This window comes from Streptomyces sp. NPDC048590 (assembly GCF_043199535.1).
GTDB lineage: Bacteria > Actinomycetota > Actinomycetes > Streptomycetales > Streptomycetaceae > Streptomyces.
Genome location: NZ_JBICWC010000004.1, coordinates 197,043 through 216,582, shown reverse-complemented (window position 1 = coordinate 216,582; position 19,540 = coordinate 197,043). Strand labels below are relative to the sequence as shown.

11 protein-coding genes are annotated in these 19,540 nt (G+C 72.6%); 8 read left to right on the top strand and 3 right to left on the bottom strand.

Going from position 1 to position 19,540, the window contains the following annotated elements:
• The first annotated feature begins 45 nt into the window (after positions 1-45).
• A complete protein-coding gene (locus ACGFNN_RS13115) occupies positions 46-1,170 on the top strand; it encodes a GuaB3 family IMP dehydrogenase-related protein (RefSeq protein ID WP_362672740.1) in 1,125 nt (374 codons plus the stop codon).
• A 68-nt stretch (positions 1,171-1,238) separates the two neighbouring features.
• Here ACGFNN_RS13115 and ACGFNN_RS13110 read toward each other — a convergent pair whose 3' ends face one another.
• Both ACGFNN_RS13110 and ACGFNN_RS13105 read right to left on the bottom strand, forming a co-directional pair.
• Complete coding sequence (locus ACGFNN_RS13110; protein ID WP_393555428.1) at positions 1,239-1,829, bottom strand: hypothetical protein; 591 nt, start codon at positions 1,827-1,829, stop codon at positions 1,239-1,241.
• Positions 1,830-1,940: 111 nt separating this feature from the next.
• A complete protein-coding gene (locus tag ACGFNN_RS13105; RefSeq protein WP_362538590.1) occupies positions 1,941-3,203 on the bottom strand; it encodes a nucleotide sugar dehydrogenase in 1,263 nt (420 codons plus the stop codon).
• A 255-nt stretch (positions 3,204-3,458) separates the two neighbouring features.
• Between ACGFNN_RS13105 and ACGFNN_RS13100 the strand changes: the two genes are divergently transcribed.
• The 7 genes from ACGFNN_RS13100 (at position 3,459) to ACGFNN_RS13070 (ending at position 18,645) form a co-directional block, all read left to right on the top strand.
• Positions 3,459-5,165, top strand: a complete 1,707-nt coding sequence (locus ACGFNN_RS13100; RefSeq protein WP_362672734.1) for a glycerol-3-phosphate dehydrogenase/oxidase — start codon at positions 3,459-3,461, stop codon at positions 5,163-5,165.
• Between the two features lie 454 nt (positions 5,166-5,619).
• Positions 5,620-7,659, top strand: a complete 2,040-nt coding sequence (locus ACGFNN_RS13095) for a serine/threonine-protein kinase (protein ID WP_393555426.1) — start codon at positions 5,620-5,622, stop codon at positions 7,657-7,659.
• Between the two features lie 212 nt (positions 7,660-7,871).
• The gene (locus ACGFNN_RS13090; RefSeq protein ID WP_393555424.1) at positions 7,872-10,979 is read left to right on the top strand and encodes a protein kinase; all 3,108 of its coding nucleotides are present in this window, start codon (positions 7,872-7,874) and stop codon (positions 10,977-10,979) included.
• 117 nt (positions 10,980-11,096) lie between these two features.
• The gene (locus tag ACGFNN_RS13085) at positions 11,097-12,728 is read left to right on the top strand and encodes a protein kinase (RefSeq protein ID WP_393555422.1); all 1,632 of its coding nucleotides are present in this window, start codon (positions 11,097-11,099) and stop codon (positions 12,726-12,728) included.
• Positions 12,729-12,982: 254 nt separating this feature from the next.
• Positions 12,983-14,623, top strand: coding sequence for a succinic semialdehyde dehydrogenase (locus tag ACGFNN_RS13080; RefSeq protein ID WP_393555421.1), 1,641 nt, complete (start codon positions 12,983-12,985; stop codon positions 14,621-14,623).
• 46 nt (positions 14,624-14,669) lie between these two features.
• Complete coding sequence (locus ACGFNN_RS13075; protein ID WP_393555419.1) at positions 14,670-16,508, top strand: GMC oxidoreductase; 1,839 nt, start codon at positions 14,670-14,672, stop codon at positions 16,506-16,508.
• Positions 16,509-16,905: 397 nt separating this feature from the next.
• Positions 16,906-18,645, top strand: coding sequence for a peptidase (locus ACGFNN_RS13070; protein WP_393555417.1), 1,740 nt, complete (start codon positions 16,906-16,908; stop codon positions 18,643-18,645).
• A 348-nt stretch (positions 18,646-18,993) separates the two neighbouring features.
• On the opposite strand, the gene ACGFNN_RS13065 is transcribed toward ACGFNN_RS13070, so the two are convergent.
• Positions 18,994-19,302: a chorismate mutase gene (locus ACGFNN_RS13065; protein WP_393555415.1), complete on the bottom strand. Its 309-nt coding sequence runs from the start codon at positions 19,300-19,302 to the stop codon at positions 18,994-18,996.
• Positions 19,303-19,540 lie beyond the last annotated feature (238 nt).

Sequence of the window (19,540 nt, the reverse complement as noted above, 5' to 3'; positions counted from 1 at the left end):
GGGGATACTGGTCAGCGCAGACGTAGAGGGAAAGGCCACATCATCGTGACTGAGATCGAGATCGGGCGCGGCAAGCGCGGCCGCAGGGCATACGCGTTCGACGACATCGCCGTCGTCCCGAGCCGCCGTACCCGTGACCCGAAGGAGGTCTCGATCGCCTGGCAGATCGACGCCTACCGTTTCGAGCTGCCCTTCCTGGCCGCTCCGATGGACTCGGTGGTCTCCCCGCAGACCGCCATCCGCATCGGTGAGCTGGGCGGCCTCGGTGTCCTCAACCTCGAAGGGCTGTGGACGCGGCACGAGGACCCGCAGGCGCTGCTCGACGAGATCGCCGAGATGCCCGTCGAGACCGCGACCCCCCGGCTCCAGGAGATCTACTCCGCCCCCATCCAGGAGGAGCTGATCGGGCAGCGCATCAAGGAGGTGCGCGACTCCGGTGTCGTCACCGCCGCCGCGCTGTCTCCGCAGCGCACCGCGCAGTTCTCCAAGGCCGTCGTCGACGCCGGTGTGGACATCTTCGTCATCCGCGGCACGACGGTCTCCGCGGAGCACGTCTCCGGCGCCGCCGAGCCGCTCAACCTCAAGCAGTTCATCTACGAGCTGGACGTCCCGGTCATCGTCGGCGGCTGCGCCACGTACACCGCCGCCCTGCACCTGATGCGGACCGGCGCGGCCGGTGTCCTCGTCGGCTTCGGCGGTGGCGCCGCGCACACCACGCGCAACGTCTTCGGCATCCAGGTCCCGATGGCGACCGCGGTAGCCGACGTGGCCGGGGCACGCCGCGACTACATGGACGAGTCCGGCGGCCGGTACGTGCACGTCATCGCCGACGGCGGAGTCGGCTGGTCCGGTGACCTGCCCAAGGCCATCGCCTGCGGCGCCGACGCCGTGATGATGGGCTCCCCGCTGGCCCGCGCGACGGACGCGCCCGGCCGCGGCCGGCACTGGGGCATGGAGGCCGTCCACGAGGACGTGCCGCGCGGGAAGCTGGTCGACCTCGGATCCGTCGGGACGACCGAGGAGGTCCTCACCGGTCCCTCGCACAGCCCCGACGGCTCGATGAACATCTTCGGCGCGCTGCGCCGCGCGATGGCCACCACCGGCTACAGCGACCTGAAGGAGTTCCAGCGCGTCGAGGTGACGGTGGCGGACTCGCAGCACCGCCGCTGACCGCGCACTCCTGCCACGAAGGCCCGGACCACAGCTGTGGTCCGGGCCTTCGGCTGTGCGGGGGCGGGTCAGCCGGCCTTGCGCACACCCGCGAAGGCTCCGACCGGGCCGAGGACGAAGAAGACGAAGCTCATGAAGTCGAACTCCTCCTTCCAGAAGGTGACGAGGTCACCGAAGTGGTCGAAGAAGACCTCGGAGAAGCCGACGCCCAGGCCGTCAGCCGCGATCATCGACGCGCCGATGAGCTGGCCGAGGAAGACGGCGCCCAGGGAGAGGACGGCGGCGGTGACGCCCAGTGCGGGGAGCGGTCCGCCGACCTTGCTCGCCGCGAAGCCGATCAGGAAGCCCACGCCGATCGCCGCGTAGCCGACCTCGCGCTCGATGGCACCGGCGAGGACGCCGTAGAGGATGGCCGCGACGATCGCCGCGCCGAGGGCGGCCAGCAGGCCCATGCCGATGTTGTTGCGCGCCGCCGGGGCGGGCACGAAGGGGGCGCCGCCGCCGAACTGGCCCGGCTGCTGGCCCGCGAACGGGTTGCCGCCCTGCTGCGCGCCCGGGTGCGGGGCGTACGGGGCGCCGGGCGCCGGCTGCTGACCGGCGTACGGGTTGCCGTCGGCCGGCTGCTGGGGTGGGGTCGGCGGCTGCGCGGGCTGGCTCATCTGATGTTCCCCCCTGGGAAGGTACGGGTGCACGAATGTGCGAGAAGTGACGCCGCAGGCTAGCAGCCCGCAGCGACATCGCCCAGGGAAATCCGCCCCTCCTGGCAGCGCTCAGAGCCGGTGCGCGGCTCCCGCCGGAGTGGCTCCCCTTGTGTCCAGGAGGAGTTGGGCCTTCACCGCGAGTCCCTGGAGATCGTAGGTGCGGTGGTGCTGGAGGAGCACCGTGAGGTCGGCGGCGGCGGCGGCCTCGTAGAGCGAGTCGGCGCGAGGGACGGGGACCTCGCGGAGCCGCCAGTCCAGGACGTGCGGGTCGTGGTAGCCGATGTGCGCGCCCATGTCCCTCAGCCGGGTCGCGATCTCACGGGCTGGGGAGGCCTCCTGATCGGCCAGGTCCGGCTTGTAGGTGACGCCGAGCAGCAGCACCCGGGCTCCGCGGACGGACTTGCCGTGCTCGTTGAGCAGGGTCGCGCAGCGCTGGATGACATAGCTCGGCATCCGGTCGTTGATCTCCTTGGCCAGCGAGACCATGCGCAGCGGGTGGCCGGGCGTACGGCTGCTGTAGGGGAAGCAGCCGGGGTCCACCGGCGCCCCGTGGCCTCCGACGCCGGGGCCGGGGCGGAAGGCCTCGAAGCCGAAGGGCTTGGTCTCGGCGCACCTGATGACGTCCCAGAGGTCGACGCCGAGGTCGTGGCAGAGCACCGCCATCTCGTTGACCAGGGCGATGTTGACGTGCCGGAAGTTGGTCTCCAGCACCTTCGTCATCTCGGCCTCGCGCGGGCCGCGGGCCCGGACGACCTTGTCGGTGAGCCGCCCGTAGAAGGCGGCCGCCGACTCGGTGCACGCGGGGGTGAGGCCCCCGATGACCTTCGGTGTGTTGGCGTAGGTGTGGATCCGGTTACCGGGGTCGAGGCGGCCGGGGGAGTGGGCGAGGTGGAAGTCCCGTCCCGCGCGGAGCCCGGAACCCTCCTCCAGCAGGGGGCGCACGACGTTCTCGGTGGTCCCCGGGGGGACGGCGGACTCCACCAGGACGGTGGTGTGCGGGCGCAGCCGGGCCGCGAGCGCGCGGGTCGCGTCGGTCACGGCGGCGAGGTCGAGGGTGCGGTCCGGTCCGAGCGGGGTGGGGGCGCAGATCGCGGCGGTCCGGACCCGTCCGAGTGCCGCCGGGTCCGCGGTGGGCCGGAACCCGCCCGAGATCATGCGGCGGATGTCGGAGGCGCTGAGGGTTCCCTCGACCGGCGTACGGCCCGCCGAGAGTTCGGCGTAGGGGCGTGGGTCGGTGTCGTAGCCGACGGTGTGGATTCCCACGCCGACGGCTGCTTGGGCGAGAGGCAGGCCGAGGTGACCGAGTCCGATGACGGCGAGGTCTGCGGGCATGTGGGCCGTCCTTCCCTAAGGCCAAGAGGCAGAAAGCGCAACCGCTGTGGACCGCGCAATGTCAGACTAGGCGTAAATATGACCTATATGTCGCATTCTGTGGCGCGTGTGGGGCGGGTGTTGTCCACAGGCGGTGGCTGAAGTCGTGGACCGCGGACAGAATCGAGTGGTGGGCACGGGCGCCCGGTCTACCTGGCCGGTCACCGCTCCCGTGCCGTACCACCCCCGATGCACCGGGATGACCGGGAGGCAGCAGTGAGGACAGCGACACTGGGACCCGCGGAGCGCGCCGAGGCGCTGACCGCGATGGCCGAGCGCGAACTGGACGTGCTGGTCGTGGGAGCGGGCGTGGTCGGCGCCGGGACGGCGCTGGACGCGGTCACCAGAGGGCTCTCCACCGGGCTGGTCGAGGCGCGTGACTGGGCGTCCGGCACGTCCAGCAGGTCGAGCAAGCTGATCCACGGCGGGCTGCGCTATCTGGAGATGCTGGACTTCGCGCTCGTACGGGAGGCGCTCAAGGAGCGCGGGCTGTTGCTGGAGCGGCTGGCACCGCACCTGGTCAAGCCCGTCCCCTTCCTCTACCCGCTGCAGCACAAGGGCTGGGAGCGACTGTACGCGGGCTCGGGCGTCGCACTGTACGACGCGATGTCCGTGTCCTCAGGACACGGCCGAGGGCTCCCGGTGCACCGGCACCTCTCCCGCCGTCGAGCCCTGCGTGTCGCGCCCGCACTCAAGAAGGACGCCCTGGTGGGAGCCCTGCAGTACTACGACGCCCAGATGGACGACGCCCGCTATGTGGCGACCCTGGTCCGCACGGCCGCGGGATACGGCGCGCACGTGGCCAACCGGGCCCGGGTGACGGGATTCCTGCGGGAGGGCGAGCGGGTCGTCGGCGCGCGCGTGCAGGACGTGGAGGCCGGCGGGGAGTACGAGGTCAGGGCCAAGCAGGTGGTCAACGCGACGGGGGTGTGGACGGACGACACCCAGGCGCTGATCGGTGAGCGCGGACAGTTCCACGTCCGGGCGTCGAAGGGCATCCATCTCGTCGTGCCCAAGGACCGCATCCACTCCTCCACCGGGCTCATCCTGCGGACGGAGAAGTCCGTCCTCTTCGTGATCCCGTGGGGAAGGCACTGGATCATCGGCACCACGGACACCGACTGGGATCTGGACAAGGCTCATCCGGCCGCCTCCAGCGCCGACATCGACTATCTGCTCGAACATGTCAACGCGGTGCTGAACACCCCGCTGGGCAGGGACGACGTCGAGGGTGTCTACGCCGGGCTGCGGCCCTTGCTGGCCGGTGAGTCCGACGCCACGAGCAAGCTCTCCCGCGAGCACACGGTGGCCCACCCGGCACCCGGACTCGTCGTCGTGGCCGGGGGCAAGTACACGACGTACCGGGTGATGGCGAAGGACGCCGTCGACGAGGCGGTGCACGCGCTGGACCAGCGGGTGGCGGAGTGCGTCACCGAGGACGTCCCGCTGCTGGGGGCCGAGGGGTACCGCGCCCTGTGGAACGCCCGCGCGAGGATCGCCGCCCGCACGGGGCTGCACGTCGCCAGGGTGGAGCACCTGCTGAACCGCTACGGCTCGATGACCGAGGAACTCCTGGACCTGGTGGTCCACGACTCCTCGCTGGGGCAGCCGCTGGCCGGCGCCGAGGACTACCTGAGGGCCGAGGTCGTCTACGCGGCCTCGCACGAGGGCGCCCGGCACCTCGACGACGTGCTGACCCGGCGCACCAGGATCTCCATCGAGACGTTCGACCGGGGGACCCGCTGCGCCCGGGAGTGCGCGGACCTGATGGCGCCCGTTCTCGGCTGGGACACGGACCAGGTCGAGCGCGAGGTCGAGCACTACCGCAAACGGGTCGAGGCGGAAAGGGAGTCGCAGCGCCAGCCCGACGATCTGACGGCGGACGCCGCACGGCTGGGGGCACCCGACATCGTGCCTCTCTGAGTGGGCGGAGCCCGCAGGATGTGGCTCCTGCCCGGGCGTCAGGGCGCGGCACCCTCTCCGCCCTGACGCCTCGGGGCGTCCCGTCCCGAGGGCGGGTCTGCTCGGAGCGCGCCGGCCGGTCCGCGGCGCCGGTGAGTCGCCAGTCGCATGTCTCGCCGCCTCCGGGGGTGTTGCGTCGTTCGGGGGCGCACCGCACTCGACGACGGGCCGGGGGAGGTAGGACGATGCGGGCGTGGGGTGTGGTTCGCTGGGCAGGCTGTCGGTTCCCAGGGTCTCGGTTCTCAGAACCGGCGTGGTGGACCGGCCCGGGCGGTGGGCGGCGTTCCGCGGATCGGCGCGGCAGGGCTCCTCCCGCGGCCGTACGACGGCCGACCTCGGACCCGGCACCATGACCGGTCCCCGAGTGAGGGACAATGAACGCTCTGCCAGGGCGGGTTGATCGCAGAGGGGACGCATGTCGGAGGCGGAGCAGGCACGGGAGCCCCAACGGGACAAGGAAGGACGTCTCCTCGCGGGGCGGTACCGTCTCGGGGAGGTGCTCGGCCGGGGCGGCATGGGCACGGTCTGGCGTGCTGCCGACGAGACGCTGGGACGGACGGTCGCGGTCAAGGAACTGCGGTTCCCCTCCTCGATCGACGAGGAGGAGAAGCGCCGCCTCATCACGCGGACCCTGCGTGAGGCGAAGGCGATCGCGAGGATCCGCAACACCAGCGCGGTGACGGTCTACGACGTGGTGGACGAGGACGACCGGCCGTGGATCGTCATGGAACTCATCGAGGGCAAGTCCCTCGCCGAGGTGATCCGTGAGGACGGGACGCTGACGCCCAGGCGCGCGGCCGAGGTAGGTCTCGCCATCCTCGACGTCCTGCGCTCGGCGCACCGCGAGGGCATCCTGCACCGCGACGTGAAGCCGTCCAACGTGCTGATCTCGGAGGACGGCAGGGTCGTCCTGACCGACTTCGGGATCGCGCAGGTCGAGGGCGACCCCTCGGTGACCTCGACCGGCATGCTGGTCGGTGCGCCCTCCTACATCTCGCCGGAGCGTGCCCGTGGCCACAAGCCCGGCCCGCCGGCCGACCTCTGGTCGCTGGGAGGGCTGCTGTACGCGAGCGTCGAGGGCCGCCCGCCGTACGACAAGGGTTCGGCCATCGCGACCTTGACGGCGGTGATGACGGAGCCGGTGGAGACGCCGGTCCACGCGGGCCCGCTCGAGGACGTCATCTACGGGCTCCTGGCCCGGGACCCCGACCAGCGACTGGACGACGCGGGCGCGCGCGCTCTGCTCAACGCGGTGATCAACGCGCCGGAGGAGCCCGCCGTCCCGCCGGCCGAGCGCACCCAGGTCATGTCACTGCCGGTCGTCGGCGACGCCGGGAGCGACAAGGGTGGCCGGGGCGGCAAGGCGGCCGCCGCCGGGGCGGGCGCGGCGAGCGGCGGGTCCGGTGCGGGCGCCGCGAAGCCCGCGGCCGGTGGCGTGGCGCCCGGGACCTCCGCGGCGGGCGATTCCGCCGGCCCGGCATCCTCTTCGGCGGCGACCCCGACGACTCCGGTGACGCCGACGGCTCCGGGGGGCGCCGCGGGAATCGCCGAGGGCACGAAGGAACGGCTGCGCGGTGCGCTGAAGTCCGTACGCGACGCCAAGGCCCGGGCCACCACGGCATCGGCCTCCGGGGCCACGGCGCCGCCGGGCCGTCCGGGTGCGGCTCGCGCCTCGATCACCGATGTGGTGCCGCGCCGCACCCTGGTGGTCATCGCGGGCATCGTCGTGCTCGCCGTGCTCGGCACGGTCCTGGCGCTCGCCCTCGGCGACGGAGATTCGGACACCGGGGGCGGCACGGGCAAGGGCGACACCGCCGCGTCGGCAGGCGCGTCCGCCGATTCGGGCACCGGCGGCGGCTCGGGCAAGGGCGAGGACGATCCGCAGGACGGCGGCAAGGACGCCGGCAAGGACGGCCAGGGGGAGGAGAAGAGCGAGGCGCCCTCGGACGCCTCGGCTTCGCCCTCCACCGGCGATTCCGGCTCGGACCCGGACGCGCTGCCCAGCGGCTTCAAGACCGTCACCAACAAGCAGTTCCACTTCTCCATGGCGATGCCCGGGACGTTCAAGTTCGCCGACATAGCGGGCCAGAACTCCGGTGCCATCTACAACGCCGACGGCGGATTCCCCCGCGTCCAGGTCGACTACAACTCCTCCCCGAAGGACGACGCGGCGGCCGCGTGGGCGGGAGCTGTGGCAGCCACCAAGGCGCTCAGCAACGGCTACGACCACATCGGGATAAAGAAGGTCGAGTACAACGGCTACCCGACCGTCGCCGACTGGGAGTTCACGCGTAATCAGCAGGGCATGCGGGTACGCGTCCTCAACCGAGGCTTCAAGGTGGACGCCACTCACGGTTACTCGATCATGGTCAGCTGCAAGGCCGACGAGTGGGACGGCGACGAGTGCCGGACCCTGCGGGAGACGGCCTTCGCCACGTTCGAGCCCACCGACTGACCGGGTGCGCGGCGGGTGGCACCCGCCGCGCGGGGCCGCGGAGGAGGCCGGGTTGCGGCGACCCGGCGCGCCGTCGCGCGTTGCCACGTATTGTGAGAGGCCGAGGACCGTACGCAGCCGGAATCATGAGTCAATTGCACGGCAAGTGACCGCAATTGATGGATTCATACGGTCTCCGTGACCGGGGGAACAGCGCGCTCTGGGGAGGCGTCGTGGACGACTACGCGGGTCGGGTACTCGCCGACCGCTACCGCCTACCGCTGCCTCCGTCCGACGCGTACGAACTCGTCGAGACCCGGGCGTTCGACACGTACAGCGGCCAGGAGGTCCTGGTCCGTCAGGTTCCGCTGCCCGAGGTCGTGGACGCCGAAGTGCTCGACGCCGACGGGACGCCGTCCGCCAGGCGCGCCACCGGCCGCACGGTGCGACGCTCCACGGATCCGGCGGTCCGGCGGGCCATCGAAGCGGCGCAGGCCGCTGCCCAGGTGCCCGACCACCCGCGCCTGGACCAGGTGTTCGACGTGTTCGCCGAGGCGGGATCGCTCTGGATCGTGAGTGAGCTGGTCGCCGCCCGGCCGCTCGCGGCGCTGCTCGCGGAGCGGCCCCTCAACCCCTACCGCGCGGCGGAGATCGGCTCCGACGTGCTCACCGCACTGCGGGTGCTGCACGCGCACGGCTGGACCCACCGCAACATCACGGTCCGCACGGTGCTGGTCTGCGACGACGGCCGTGTGGTGCTGACCGGCCTGGCGGCGGGCGCGGCCGAGGAGGCGCTCTGCGGATACGTTCCGGCGCCGCAGCCGGACGAGGAGTCCGCGTACGGCCCCCCGGCGGTCGAGTCGGGCCCCACCGGTCCCTACGAGCCCCCGCCTCCCGCTGCCGGGCGGTACGAGCTTCCGGCGCCGGCCGAGTCCGCATCGCCGGAGGAGGCGTACGGCCCCGGCGAGGCGTACGAGCTCCCGGCGGCCGGATCAGCGCCCGAGGGACCGTACGGACCACCCCCGACGTACGGCCACGGACTCGCGCTGCCCGGGCCGGGCGTCCCGCCCGGACGCGACGCCACGCCCCCGGAGGGCCTCCCGGTCCCGGAGGGTCTCCCCGCGCCCAGGACGTCCGCCGACGGGGTGCCCGCACCCGGCACCGGCCTCGAACCGGCCCGCCAGGTGCTGCCCCCGGCGGAGCCAGGAGCGGGCAACGCCGCCCAGCTGCGTGCGGCCCGCGCGGGTGCCATCGCGGCCTACCGCGCCGGGGCACGCGCGGCGGCACGCGCCGGGGAGGACCGCAGGCGCGCGGAGGCAGCCCGGCCGGGCGGCCAGGACGCCACGGACGCGGAAGAGCAGCGGCGGACCGACGGGCCGGACGTGGACGGGCGGGGACCGGACGACGGCCCCCGGGCAAGCGGGCAGGAGTGGGCCGGCGGCCGGTACGCGGACGGTCCGGGGAGTGACGGCGCGTGGGATCAGGGCGCGGACGGGCCGGGGAGTGACGGCGCGCGGCATCAAGGACCGGGCGGTCCGGAGGGCGACGACGCGCGGGATCAGGGCGTGGACGGTCCGGGGAGTGACGACGCGCGGGATCAGGGCGCGGGCGGGCCCGGTGCCTTCACCGCGCCCGGAGGTCCCCGGCTGACCGGTGCCTGGGGCGGTCCGGCGGGAGCGCCGTACCCGTATCCCTACGACGACGAGGACGACGAGGACGACGACGAGGGCCCCGGCGGTCCGCCCGCCCCCGGCAGGCGGGTGCACCTCGCCGGGACCTGGGGCGACGGTCCCGGAGCCGGCCGCCCGGTGCCCGCCGGCGGCAGCGGTGGTGGACGCTCGGGCGAGGACGCCCTGCGGGCCGACGCCCGGCGCCTCGGGGGCGGCCCCGTGGAGCGCACCGGCCGGCTCCCTCAGCCGGCCGCCGCCAGGGTGTCCGCCGGCGGCTGGGACGAGGTCGTCGCGGAGAGCGGCAGCACCCCCGCCTACCGGGGCCCGGCCACCCCGCTCGCGGCCGAACGCGCCCGGCAGGCCCGGATCGCCGTCGTCGGGGCGGTCACCGAGCGGTGGGCGCCCGAGCAGGCCGGGCCGGTCCACGACAACTGGCAGCTCGCCCCGCCCATCGGTCCCTCCACCGACCTGTGGGCACTCGGCGCTCTGCTCTACCGTGCCGTGCAGGGCCACGCGCCGTACCCGGAGGAGAACGCGGCCGAGCTCGTCCAGATGGTCTGCGGTGAGCCGCCGGCCTTCGCGGAGGAGTGCGGCCCCCTGCGGCCCGTCGTCGAGTCACTCCTGCGCCAGGACCCCACGGAACGGCCGGATTTCGAGGAGCTCCGCGGCTGGCTGCGCTCCCTCGTGCGCTCGGCGCCCGAGCCCGAGGCGGGGGCCGACGTCGTCACCCTGCCGCCCGCCGACGCCACCCGGCTGCCGGTCGTGCGCCGCAGGGGCGAACTGGTGCGCCGCCGCAGGGGCCGGGGCGCCGCTCACGGGCGGCACCGCCAGGGCAAGCAGCAGCGGAGGGCGGCCGAGCGTCCGCCCGCCTACGAAGAGCCGCAGTCGTACGAGAGGCCCTCGCGCCCGCCGCGTGAACCCAAGGGGCCCAAGGCGCTGCGCCGGCCGCAGCCCGGGGGCCGGGCGCCACGCCGTCTCGGCAGGGTGCTGCTGGTGCTGATCCTGCTGGCGATGGCCGCCGCCGTGGCCTACGCCATGCTCTTCATGCCCCGGAACGACGCGGACACCGGAGCGGCTCCCGCGGACTCGGTCGCCCCCGCGGACCCCGGGGCGGGCGACGACTCCCCGGCCGCGGAGCCGTCGGAGCGTCCGCGGTCCTCGGAGTCCGGCTCCCCGGGCTCGGAGCGACCGCAGACCAGCCGCTCCGCCGTCGCTCTGGCGAAGGGCTACGAACTGCGCAAGGACGCCGAGGGGTTCGAGATCGGTGTGCCGAAGGGCTGGCAGCGCAGCCCGGCCAACGCCGACCGTCAGATCCGTTACGGGAGCGACGGTTTCAGCATCCTCGTCGTGCCCGGCCGGGACACCGTCAAGGCCAACGGCTCCGACCCGCTGGACTACCAGCGGGACGCGGAGCCGGAGCTGAAGCCCTTCCGTGATTCGAGCTGGGCGACCTCCACCGGACTCCGCCGGGTCGACGTCGGGCAGCAGGCCATGGCCGAGGGGCAGTTCACCTGGCAGGAGAGCGGCGGCCGTCAGGTGTACGTCCGCAACCTGGTGCTGATCGTGGACGGCAGGTACCACATCGTCCAGGTCATCGGTCCCGAGAGCGGCCGGGACGAGGTCTCCGAGATCTACGAGCAGGCCATCTCGTCGTACAGAGTGGACTCCTGACGGAGCACCAGTGGCCGTGCGACCCGCATCACAGTGCGGTCTCGTGGGGCGGTGCGAGGTTACGCCGCACCGCCTCTCCTCCGTACCCTGTCGTCCGAGGAACGGGGCGAGGCACACGTGGAACACGCGCAGGGAACGGACTCGGGGACAGTACTGGCAGGTCGTTACCGGCTGGGTGACGTCCTGGGGCGCGGCGGTATGGGCAAGGTGTGGCGCGCCCATGACCAGGTGCTCCACCGGACCGTCGCAGTCAAGGAACTGACCGCGGGGCTGTACGTCTCCGAGGCGGACCGGGCCGTGCTGCACGCCCGCACGCAGAAGGAGGCCCGCGCCGCCGCCCGGATCACGCACCCGGGGGTCGTCACCGTCCACGACGTCGTCGAGTACGACAACCGCCCGTGGATCGTCATGCAGTACGTCGACGGTCCCTCGCTCGCGGACGCGGTGAAGGAGTCCGGCGGCACCGACCCCCAGGAGGCCGCCAGGATCGGGCTCCATGTGCTGAGCGCCCTGCGCGCCGCGCACGCGGCCGGGGTCCTGCACCGGGACGTGAAGCCCGCCAACGTGCTGCTGGCCCGGGACGGACAGGTGCTGCTGACCGACTTCGGGATCGCCGCGATAGAGGGCGACTCCACCATCACCCGCACCGGGGAACTGGTCGGGTCCATCGACTACCTGGCACCGGAACGGGTCCGCGGCGGAGACCCGGGCCCCGCATCCGACCTCTGGTCGCTGGGCGCCACGCTCTACACCGCCGTCGAGGGCGCCTCACCCTTCCGCCGTACGTCGCCCATCTCCACCATGCAGGCCGTGGTCACCGAGGAACCGCCCCCGCCGCTGAGCGGTGGGGCGCTGACACCGGTGATCACGGCTTTGCTCCGCAAGGATCCGGCCGACCGCCCGGGCGCGGAGGAGACGGAGCGGATGCTCCTGGACGCGATGGAGGGCCGCAGACCCCGCGCCGCCCAGGCCCATGTGCCGACACAGCGGGTCTCCGAGGAGGAGATGCGTTCCTTCTCCGTCCCCGAGGGCTCCACCGCCCTCCTGCCTCCCGCGCCCCCGTACACCACGGCGCCCCCGGTCCGGCGTGGCCAGGGCAGATGGCGCACCGTGCTGCTGGTCGTCGCGGTGGCCGCGCTGATCGGCGGGGCGGCGGCCGGGCTGGTGGCGATGAAGGAGAACGGCGGCGGTACGTCGCGCGGTGCGGTGGGGACGACCGGCACCCCGGCCCCCTCGGTGTCCCCGTCAGGCTCTCCGTCCCGGGAGGAGGGAAAGGACCCGAAGGGCGTACCCGAGGGCTGGACGCGGATCGCCGCCCCCGAGGGCTTCAGTCTCACCCTCCCCGAGGGCTGGGAACGGGTGCCGGGCAGCGGGCAGATCGACTACAGCCCGGACGGCGGGGCGCACAGTCTCCGGATCAGCCTCGATCCCCAGCCCGACTTCGACGACTCCCACGCGCACATGGAGAGCATCGAGAAGGATCTCGCCGACCGGCTGCCGGACTACGAGCGGTTGACCCTGGAGCCGAACGTCTTCCGCGACCGCCCCGGCGCCCGCTGGGAGTTCACCTGGACCGAGTCGAAGGACCACCCGGGACCGCGCCACGGCATCGACCAGATGTACTTCGCCGAGACGGGCGGGCCCGAGTACGCGCTGTACATGACCGGTCCCCGCGCGGACCAGGAGGCGACCCGGAAGCTGTTCGAGACCATGCTGCGGAGCTGGCGGCCGCCGGACCGGCCGGGCTGAGGACGCCCACCCGGGCCGAGCCCCCCGGGCGCGTCACGGGACAGCCCCGGGGCGGAGCCCCGAAGGACGAGCGAGGATTCACGATTCCTGACGTCGGCCCACGCCGGGGAGGGGTGGATCGCACCTGATCAGCGGTTATGTCGCCAGTGATCACTGGCTGTATGGCCGATGGTGGCGACCGTCCTTGGCGGGCTCTGTGAAAACCTGTTACCCACGGGTACCCAAAGCTGGCGGGTGGACATACTCTCGCCCTCATGACGGACTCGCAGGCTTCCTCGACCAGCACCTCCGCCTCCCCCGGCAGCCGCGCGGGCGCCAACCCGGTGGCCGCGGCGCCGACGGGTGCGCGCACCGCGGCCGACGTGGTCACGCCCGAGCTGATCGCCCGGCTGTCCCGCGGCGTCGTCGGCTCGGGCCGCACGGTCAACCACAGTCCGCTCACCGGTGAGAAGCTCGCCGACCTGCCCGAGTCCGGGCCCGACGACGTGAGGACCGCGTTCGAGCGGGCCCGCGCCGCCCAGCCCGCCTGGGCGGCGACGCCCGTCCGGGCCAGGGCCACGGTGCTGCTGCGCTTCCACGACCTCGTCCTGCGGCGCCAGTCCGAGGTGCTCGACCTGATCCAGCTGGAGACCGGCAAGGCGAGGCTGCACGCCCATGAGGAGGTGCAGGCCGTCGCGGTGTCGGCCCGGCACTACGGGCGCAAGGCCGCCGCGTACCTCAAGCCGAAGCGCCACACCGGGGTCGTCCCGACGCTGACCAAGGTCACCGAACTGCGCCAGCCGCGCGGTGTGGTCGGCCAGATCGCCCCCTGGAACTACCCGCTCGAACTCTCCGTCGGTGACGCCCTCCCCGCCTTCGTCTCCGGCAACGCCGTCGTGATGAAGCCGGACACCGAGACCGCCCTGACCGCGCTGTGGGCCCGTGAGCTGCTCATCGAGGCGGGGCTGCCCCCCGAGGTGTTCCAGGTCGTCCTCGGCGAGGGACCGGTCGTCGGCCCCGAGGTCGTCCAGCGCGCCGACTACGTCTCCTTCACCGGATCGACCGCGACCGGCCGCGACGTCGCCCAGCGCGCCGCGGCCCGGCTGGTCGGGGTCTCCCTCGAACTCGGCGGCAAGAACCCCATGCTGGTCCTGGAGGACGCCGACGTCGAGAAGGCGGCCGAAGGCGCCGTACGCGCCTGCTTCTCCTCCGCGGGACAACTCTGCATCTCCATCGAGAGGCTGTACGTCCACGCGTCCGTCGCGGACGCCTTCGTGGAACGCTTCGCGGCCCGCACCAGGGCGATGCGGCTCGGCAGCTCCCTCGCGTACGGCGCCGAGATGGGATCGCTCGTCAGTGAGCGGCAGCTGGAGACGGTCACCCGCCACGTCGCCGAGGCCGTGGAGAAGGGGGCGGTGATCGTCGCCGGCGGGGCGGCCCGTCCCGACATCGGCCCGTACTTCCACGAGCCGACCATCCTCGACAAGGTGCAGGAGCCGATGGCCGTCTGCACCCAGGAGACCTTCGGCCCGGTCGTCTCCCTCTACCGCTTCACCGACGAGGACGAGGCGGTGGACCTCGCCAACTCCACGCCCTACGGCCTCAACGCCAGCGTCTGGACCAAGGACGCCCGGCGGGGCCACCGGGTCGCGGCCCGGCTGCGCGCCGGCACCGTCAACATCAACGAGGGATACGCGCCCGCGTACGGCAGCGTCCAGTCGCCCATGGGCGGCATGAAGGACTCCGGTCTCGGCCGGCGCCACGGCTCCGAGGGAATCCTGAAGTACACCGAGGCCCAGACGGTCGCCCAGCAGCGGCTGATGCCCCTGGCCCCCGCCTTCGGGATGGACGACGAGAAGTACGCCGCCTTCATGAGCCGGAGCCTCAAGGCGATGAAGGCCTTCCGGCTGCGCTGAGCCCCACCACCTCCGCCCACCCGCCCTTTTCGTACCGAGGAGAGCTATGTCCCAGGACAGCCATGCCCAGAACCAGGCCGGCCCGGCCGCTCAGGCGGCGGACGACGACGCGTACGACTACGACGTCCTCGTCGTCGGGTCGGGCTTCGGCGGCGCGGTCTCGGCCCTGCGGCTGAGCGAGAAGGGTTACCGGGTGGGGGTGCTGGAGGCCGGCCGGCGCTTCACGCGCGAGACCCTCCCCAAGAACTCCTGGGACATCAAGAACTACCTGTGGGCCCCCGCGCTCGGCCTGTTCGGCATCCAGCGGGTCCATCTGCTGGGCAAGGTGATGGTGCTGGCCGGTGCCGGCGTCGGCGGCGGCTCCCTGAACTACGCGAACACCCTCTACGTGCCGCCCGCGCCGTTCTTCGAGGACCGCCAGTGGTCCTCCATCACCGACTGGAAGGACGAGCTGGCGCCGTACTACGACCAGGCGCAGCGGATGCTCGGGGTGCGGCTCAATCCGACCGTCACCCCGGCGGACGTCCACCTCAAGGCCGTCGCCGAGTCCATGGGCGTGGGCGACACCTTCCACCTGGCCCCGGTCGGTGTCTTCTTCGGTGACGGGCAGGACGCCGACGGGGCGTCCCGGGCGAAGCCCGGCGGGGAGACCGCCGACCCCTACTTCGGTGGTGCGGGCCCCTCCCGCAAGGCCTGCTCCCAGTGCGGCGAGTGCATGACGGGCTGCCGTCACGGCGCGAAGAACACCCTGAACGAGAACTACCTGTACCTCGCGGAGAAGGCCGGTGCCGTCATCCACCCGATGACCTCCGTGACCGCGGTCACCGACGACCCGGACGGCGGTTACCGGGTGTCGACCGTGCCGACCCACCGGCGCCGTAAGGCCCGGCCCTCCGTACTGCGGGCCCGCAAGGTGGTCGTCGCCGCCGGTACGTACGGCACGCAGACCCTGCTGCACACCATGAAGGACGAAGGGCTGCTGCCCCGGCTGTCGGCCAGGCTGGGGGAGCTGACCCGCACCAACTCCGAGGGTCTGGTGGGAGCGCAGACCAGCGACCGCCGCTACCGGAAGAAGCACGGCACCGCCAAGGCCGACTTCACCCAGGGCGTCGCCATCACCTCGTCCATCCACCCGGACGAGAACACCCACATCGAGCCGGTCCGCTACGGCAAGGGTTCCAACGCGATGGGCGCGCTGACCATCCTCCAGGTCCCCTACAGCACCCACCGGGTGCTGAGCTGGTTCGGCAGCGTGGCCAGGCACCCCTGGCTCCTCATGCGTTCGCTGTCCAACCGGCGCTGGTCGGAGCGGACCATCATCGGCCTCGTCATGCAGTCGCTGGACAACTCGCTGACCGCGTACCGCAAGCCCGGCGGCGTCGGCAAGGGGCTGCTCACCGCCCGGCAGGGCCACGGCTCGCCCAACCCGACGCAGATCGCCGAGGCGACCCAGGGCGCGACGCTGCTCGCCCAGGAGATCAACGGCTTCGCCGGATCCAACATCGGGGAACTCATGGGCACCCCGCTGACCGCGCACTTCCTGGGCGGCTGCCCGATCGGGGCCAGCGCCGAGGACGGGGTCATCGACCCGTACCACCGGCTCTACGGGCACCCCGGGATCTCCGTGGTCGACGGATCGGCGGTCTCGGCGAACCTCGGGGTAAACCCGTCGCTGACCATCACCGCGCAGGCGGAGCGCGCCATGTCGTTCTGGCCCAACAAGGGCGAGGAGGACCCTCGTCCCGCCCAGGACGCCGCCTACGAACGCCTGGCGGCGGTCGAACCGCAGGCGCCCGCCGTGCCGAAGGAGGCCTTCGGCGCGCTGAAGCTCCCGTTCCTGGGCATCCCGGTGGTTCCCCCGAAGAAGGCCGGCTCCGAGGCCTGAGCGTCGCCCGGCCGGCGGGCGGGACGCCCGGGGGCTGCACCCCCCTCCGAGTGCAGCCACCTGGCGACCTGCCGGGGAGCCGCCTCAGGGGGCGGGCTCACCCTCACCCGGGCCGCCGCACGGCGGACCCGCGTGCCCGGGTGAACGGGCCCGCCCCTGCGCGGGGCGGAGTGCGGGCCGGTACGAAGGCGAACCGGTGTGTTCGCCATGCATGACCTCCCAGCCCGCACAACGGTTGTCCCCGCGTTCACAGAATCTCCATGTGTCACTCGTCACACCCGCTCGTCGTGCCCGATTCGTGATCACAGCCGGGACAACCACGGGCGCGGCCGCCCGGTCCAACCTCTGTCGAGTCACAGCAGTCACACAAGTTCCGCCGATCCCCAGAGGTTCGCGAATGTCACGCACTTCCCCAAGAGCAGCGCTGCGCCGTACAGCGGGCGGCCTCGTCGCCACGGGTCTGCTCGCCGCCGGTTCACTGGCGCTCGGCGCCCCGGCGCACGCGGCCGACCCCGTCTTCACCCTGGGCGGCCCCGCCGAGACGGCCCTGCACCCCTACCCGGAGTCCGGGACCCCGGAGCGGTCCTCCCTCGGACTCACCGTGCACAACCCGGATCCGGACGAGGAGAGCACGGGCTGGGAGGGCGAGGTGACCTACACCCTCGACTTCAGCGGCATCGCCGGCGTCGCCGAGGTCCTTCCGCCCGAGGACACCGGAGCGGACTGCGAGATCTCCGGGTCCACGGCCGTCTGCCATGACTGGGGCGTCTACACGGGCCTCAGCTCGATCGCCGACTTCGACCTCGCCGCGGCGAAGGGCAGCGAGGACGGAGCCTCCGGCACCATCGAGGTGACCGGCTCGGCGGAGGGGGCCACCTTCACCCCGTTCACCACGAAGGTGACCGTCGGCGGCCCCGACCTGGTCATGAAGCGGCTCCCCTTCGAGCAGGAGCTGAAGCCGGGCGACACCCAGCCGGCGCCGATCACCTTCACCAACAAGGGCACCAGGGCGGCCGACGGTGTCCTGCTGACCCTCAGGTACTCGCGCGGACTGGAGATCCCCGAGCAGTACTCCAACTGCGAGTACGACGGCGAGGCCGGCGACGATCCGTTCGACAGCTACGCCTGGGCCAGCACCCTGTGCTTCGTCGAGGGGTCCTACGAGCCGGGCGCCACCTACACGCTGGGTGTCCCGCTGTCGGTCAAGGCCACCGAGCGCGCGTTCTACGACACCTTCGTCTACCGCATCGGCGAGGACGGCGGAGCCGAGCGTTCCGCACAGCGCGCCGGTGCGCCCTTCACCACGGGGACCGGACCCCGGCTGACCCTGAAGAAGGTCACGTCCTCCGCCCGGAGCGCCGACCTGGACCCCTGGGACAACCAGCAGGAGGCCGACTTCCGTACCGAGAACACCGCGGACTTCGTCGCGATGGGCGGCGAGGCCGACGGCGCCGTGGGTGACACCGTCACGGCCGACATCGGCTTCCGTAACGACGGACCGGCCTGGATCGGCTACATCCGCTCCGGCGAGCCCGTCGCCACCCTCGACTTCACCGTCCCCGAGGGCGCCGAGGTCACCCGCAAACCGGACGCCTGCCGCGGTGTCACGGCCGACGGGAAGTACCGCGAGGACCAGACAGCCGCCCCGCGCTACGTCTGCGACACCCGGATGACCGTGCGCGACGATTCGGAGCGCACCTGGCCGTTCGATCTGAAGATCACCGAGAAGGTCCCGAACGCCTCCGGCGACGTCCGGATCCGCAACACCTGGCTCGTCGACCCGGAACTGCCCTTCGACACGAAGCCCGCGAACAACACCGCGAAGCTCGTGCTCAACGGCGACGGCTCGGGCTCCGGTTCCGGAGACGCGGGCGGCTCGTCCGACGGCTCCACGGGTACGGGCGGATCCACCGGCGGTGGCACCGAGGGCTCCGGGACGACCGGCAGCCCGGACGCGGGCTCCGCTTCGGGCTCGGCCGGAAGCACCGGGACCTCCGGGTCCGCCTCGTCGGGCGCGGAAGGCGACCTCGCCTCCACCGGATCGACCGTACTGACGTCCTCCGCGATCGCGGCGGCCGCCCTGGCAGCCGGCGGCGTGCTGTACGTGACGGCGAGGCGCCGGGCGCGCCGGGCCTGACCCGCCCTCGGCCGGCCCGTCCTCGTGACGGTACGAAAAAGGCGGCAGACCCCGGGCGTCCCCGGGGCCTGCCGCACTGGGTGACCGGTCCGCTGTCCCCTGCCGACCGGTCACGCGCGCCGGGCCGTGGTCCCACGGCGTACCCGAGGTACGCCACACGTCCCGGCGGAGCCACGCGTGGATTCCTGCCGATGCCGCCCCTGGCTGGCACGGACACCCGGATCAACGAAGCCGTCCCCGGCCCGGTCACGCGCCGTACGGGTGAGACACGGCCCGAACGCGGGTGCGGCCGTACAGCCTTCCCGGGCCGTACAGCCTTCCCGGGCCGTGCGGCCTTCCGGGCGGGCGTCACACCCGGCCGCGGCACAGCTCCAGCAGCGTCATGGCGAGGGCGGTGCCCGGCTTGCCGACGGCGTCGCTGTAGTGGCTGAGGACCTCCATCTCCCTGGCCAGGTTCACCCGGCGGCCCCCGGACGTGATCCTGGCCTCCTGGATGACCGCGGAGACCGCCATCCGTTCCTGGACGAGACCGATGATCCGGTCGTCCAGCGCGTCGATGCGCGACCGGGCGTCCCCGATCAGGGAGGCGGCCTCGTCGGTGTGCGCGCCGGTCCACTCGGTGGCCGACTTCGAGGGTGTGGTGCTGATGCTGTTCATCTGTGAACTCCCGGTGGGCGAGGGCCCCCCGGATCAACCGGCCCGGAACGCAGAACGCCCCGGACCTGTCGGTCCGGGGCGCCTGGAGAAGTGCTTGTCAGTTGCTCAAGCAGCACGACCATGGCAGCCGGCGGACCGGGTGCCATAGGTAAAGACGAAGATCGTGTGCTGACGCATGGGGGCAAGTATGGCCCCCTCCCGGTCCCGGGTCCACGCCGGGCCCGGATGCTGAGACAGG

Bases quoted from the DNA above. Each gene is read 5' to 3' on its own strand.
- ACGFNN_RS13110 (WP_393555428.1), bottom strand. From the start codon at position 1,829: ATGAGCCAGCCCGCGCAGCCGCCGACCCCACCCCAGCAGCCGGCCGAC.
- ACGFNN_RS13105 (WP_362538590.1), bottom strand. From the start codon at position 3,203: ATGCCCGCAGACCTCGCCGTCATCGGACTCGGTCACCTCGGCCTGCCT.
- ACGFNN_RS13095 (WP_393555426.1), top strand. From the start codon at position 5,620: ATGTCGGAGGCGGAGCAGGCACGGGAGCCCCAACGGGACAAGGAAGGA.
- ACGFNN_RS13080 (WP_393555421.1), top strand. From the start codon at position 12,983: ATGACGGACTCGCAGGCTTCCTCGACCAGCACCTCCGCCTCCCCCGGC.
- ACGFNN_RS13075 (WP_393555419.1), top strand. From the start codon at position 14,670: ATGTCCCAGGACAGCCATGCCCAGAACCAGGCCGGCCCGGCCGCTCAG.
- ACGFNN_RS13070 (WP_393555417.1), top strand. From the start codon at position 16,906: ATGTCACGCACTTCCCCAAGAGCAGCGCTGCGCCGTACAGCGGGCGGC.
- ACGFNN_RS13065 (WP_393555415.1), bottom strand. From the start codon at position 19,302: ATGAACAGCATCAGCACCACACCCTCGAAGTCGGCCACCGAGTGGACC.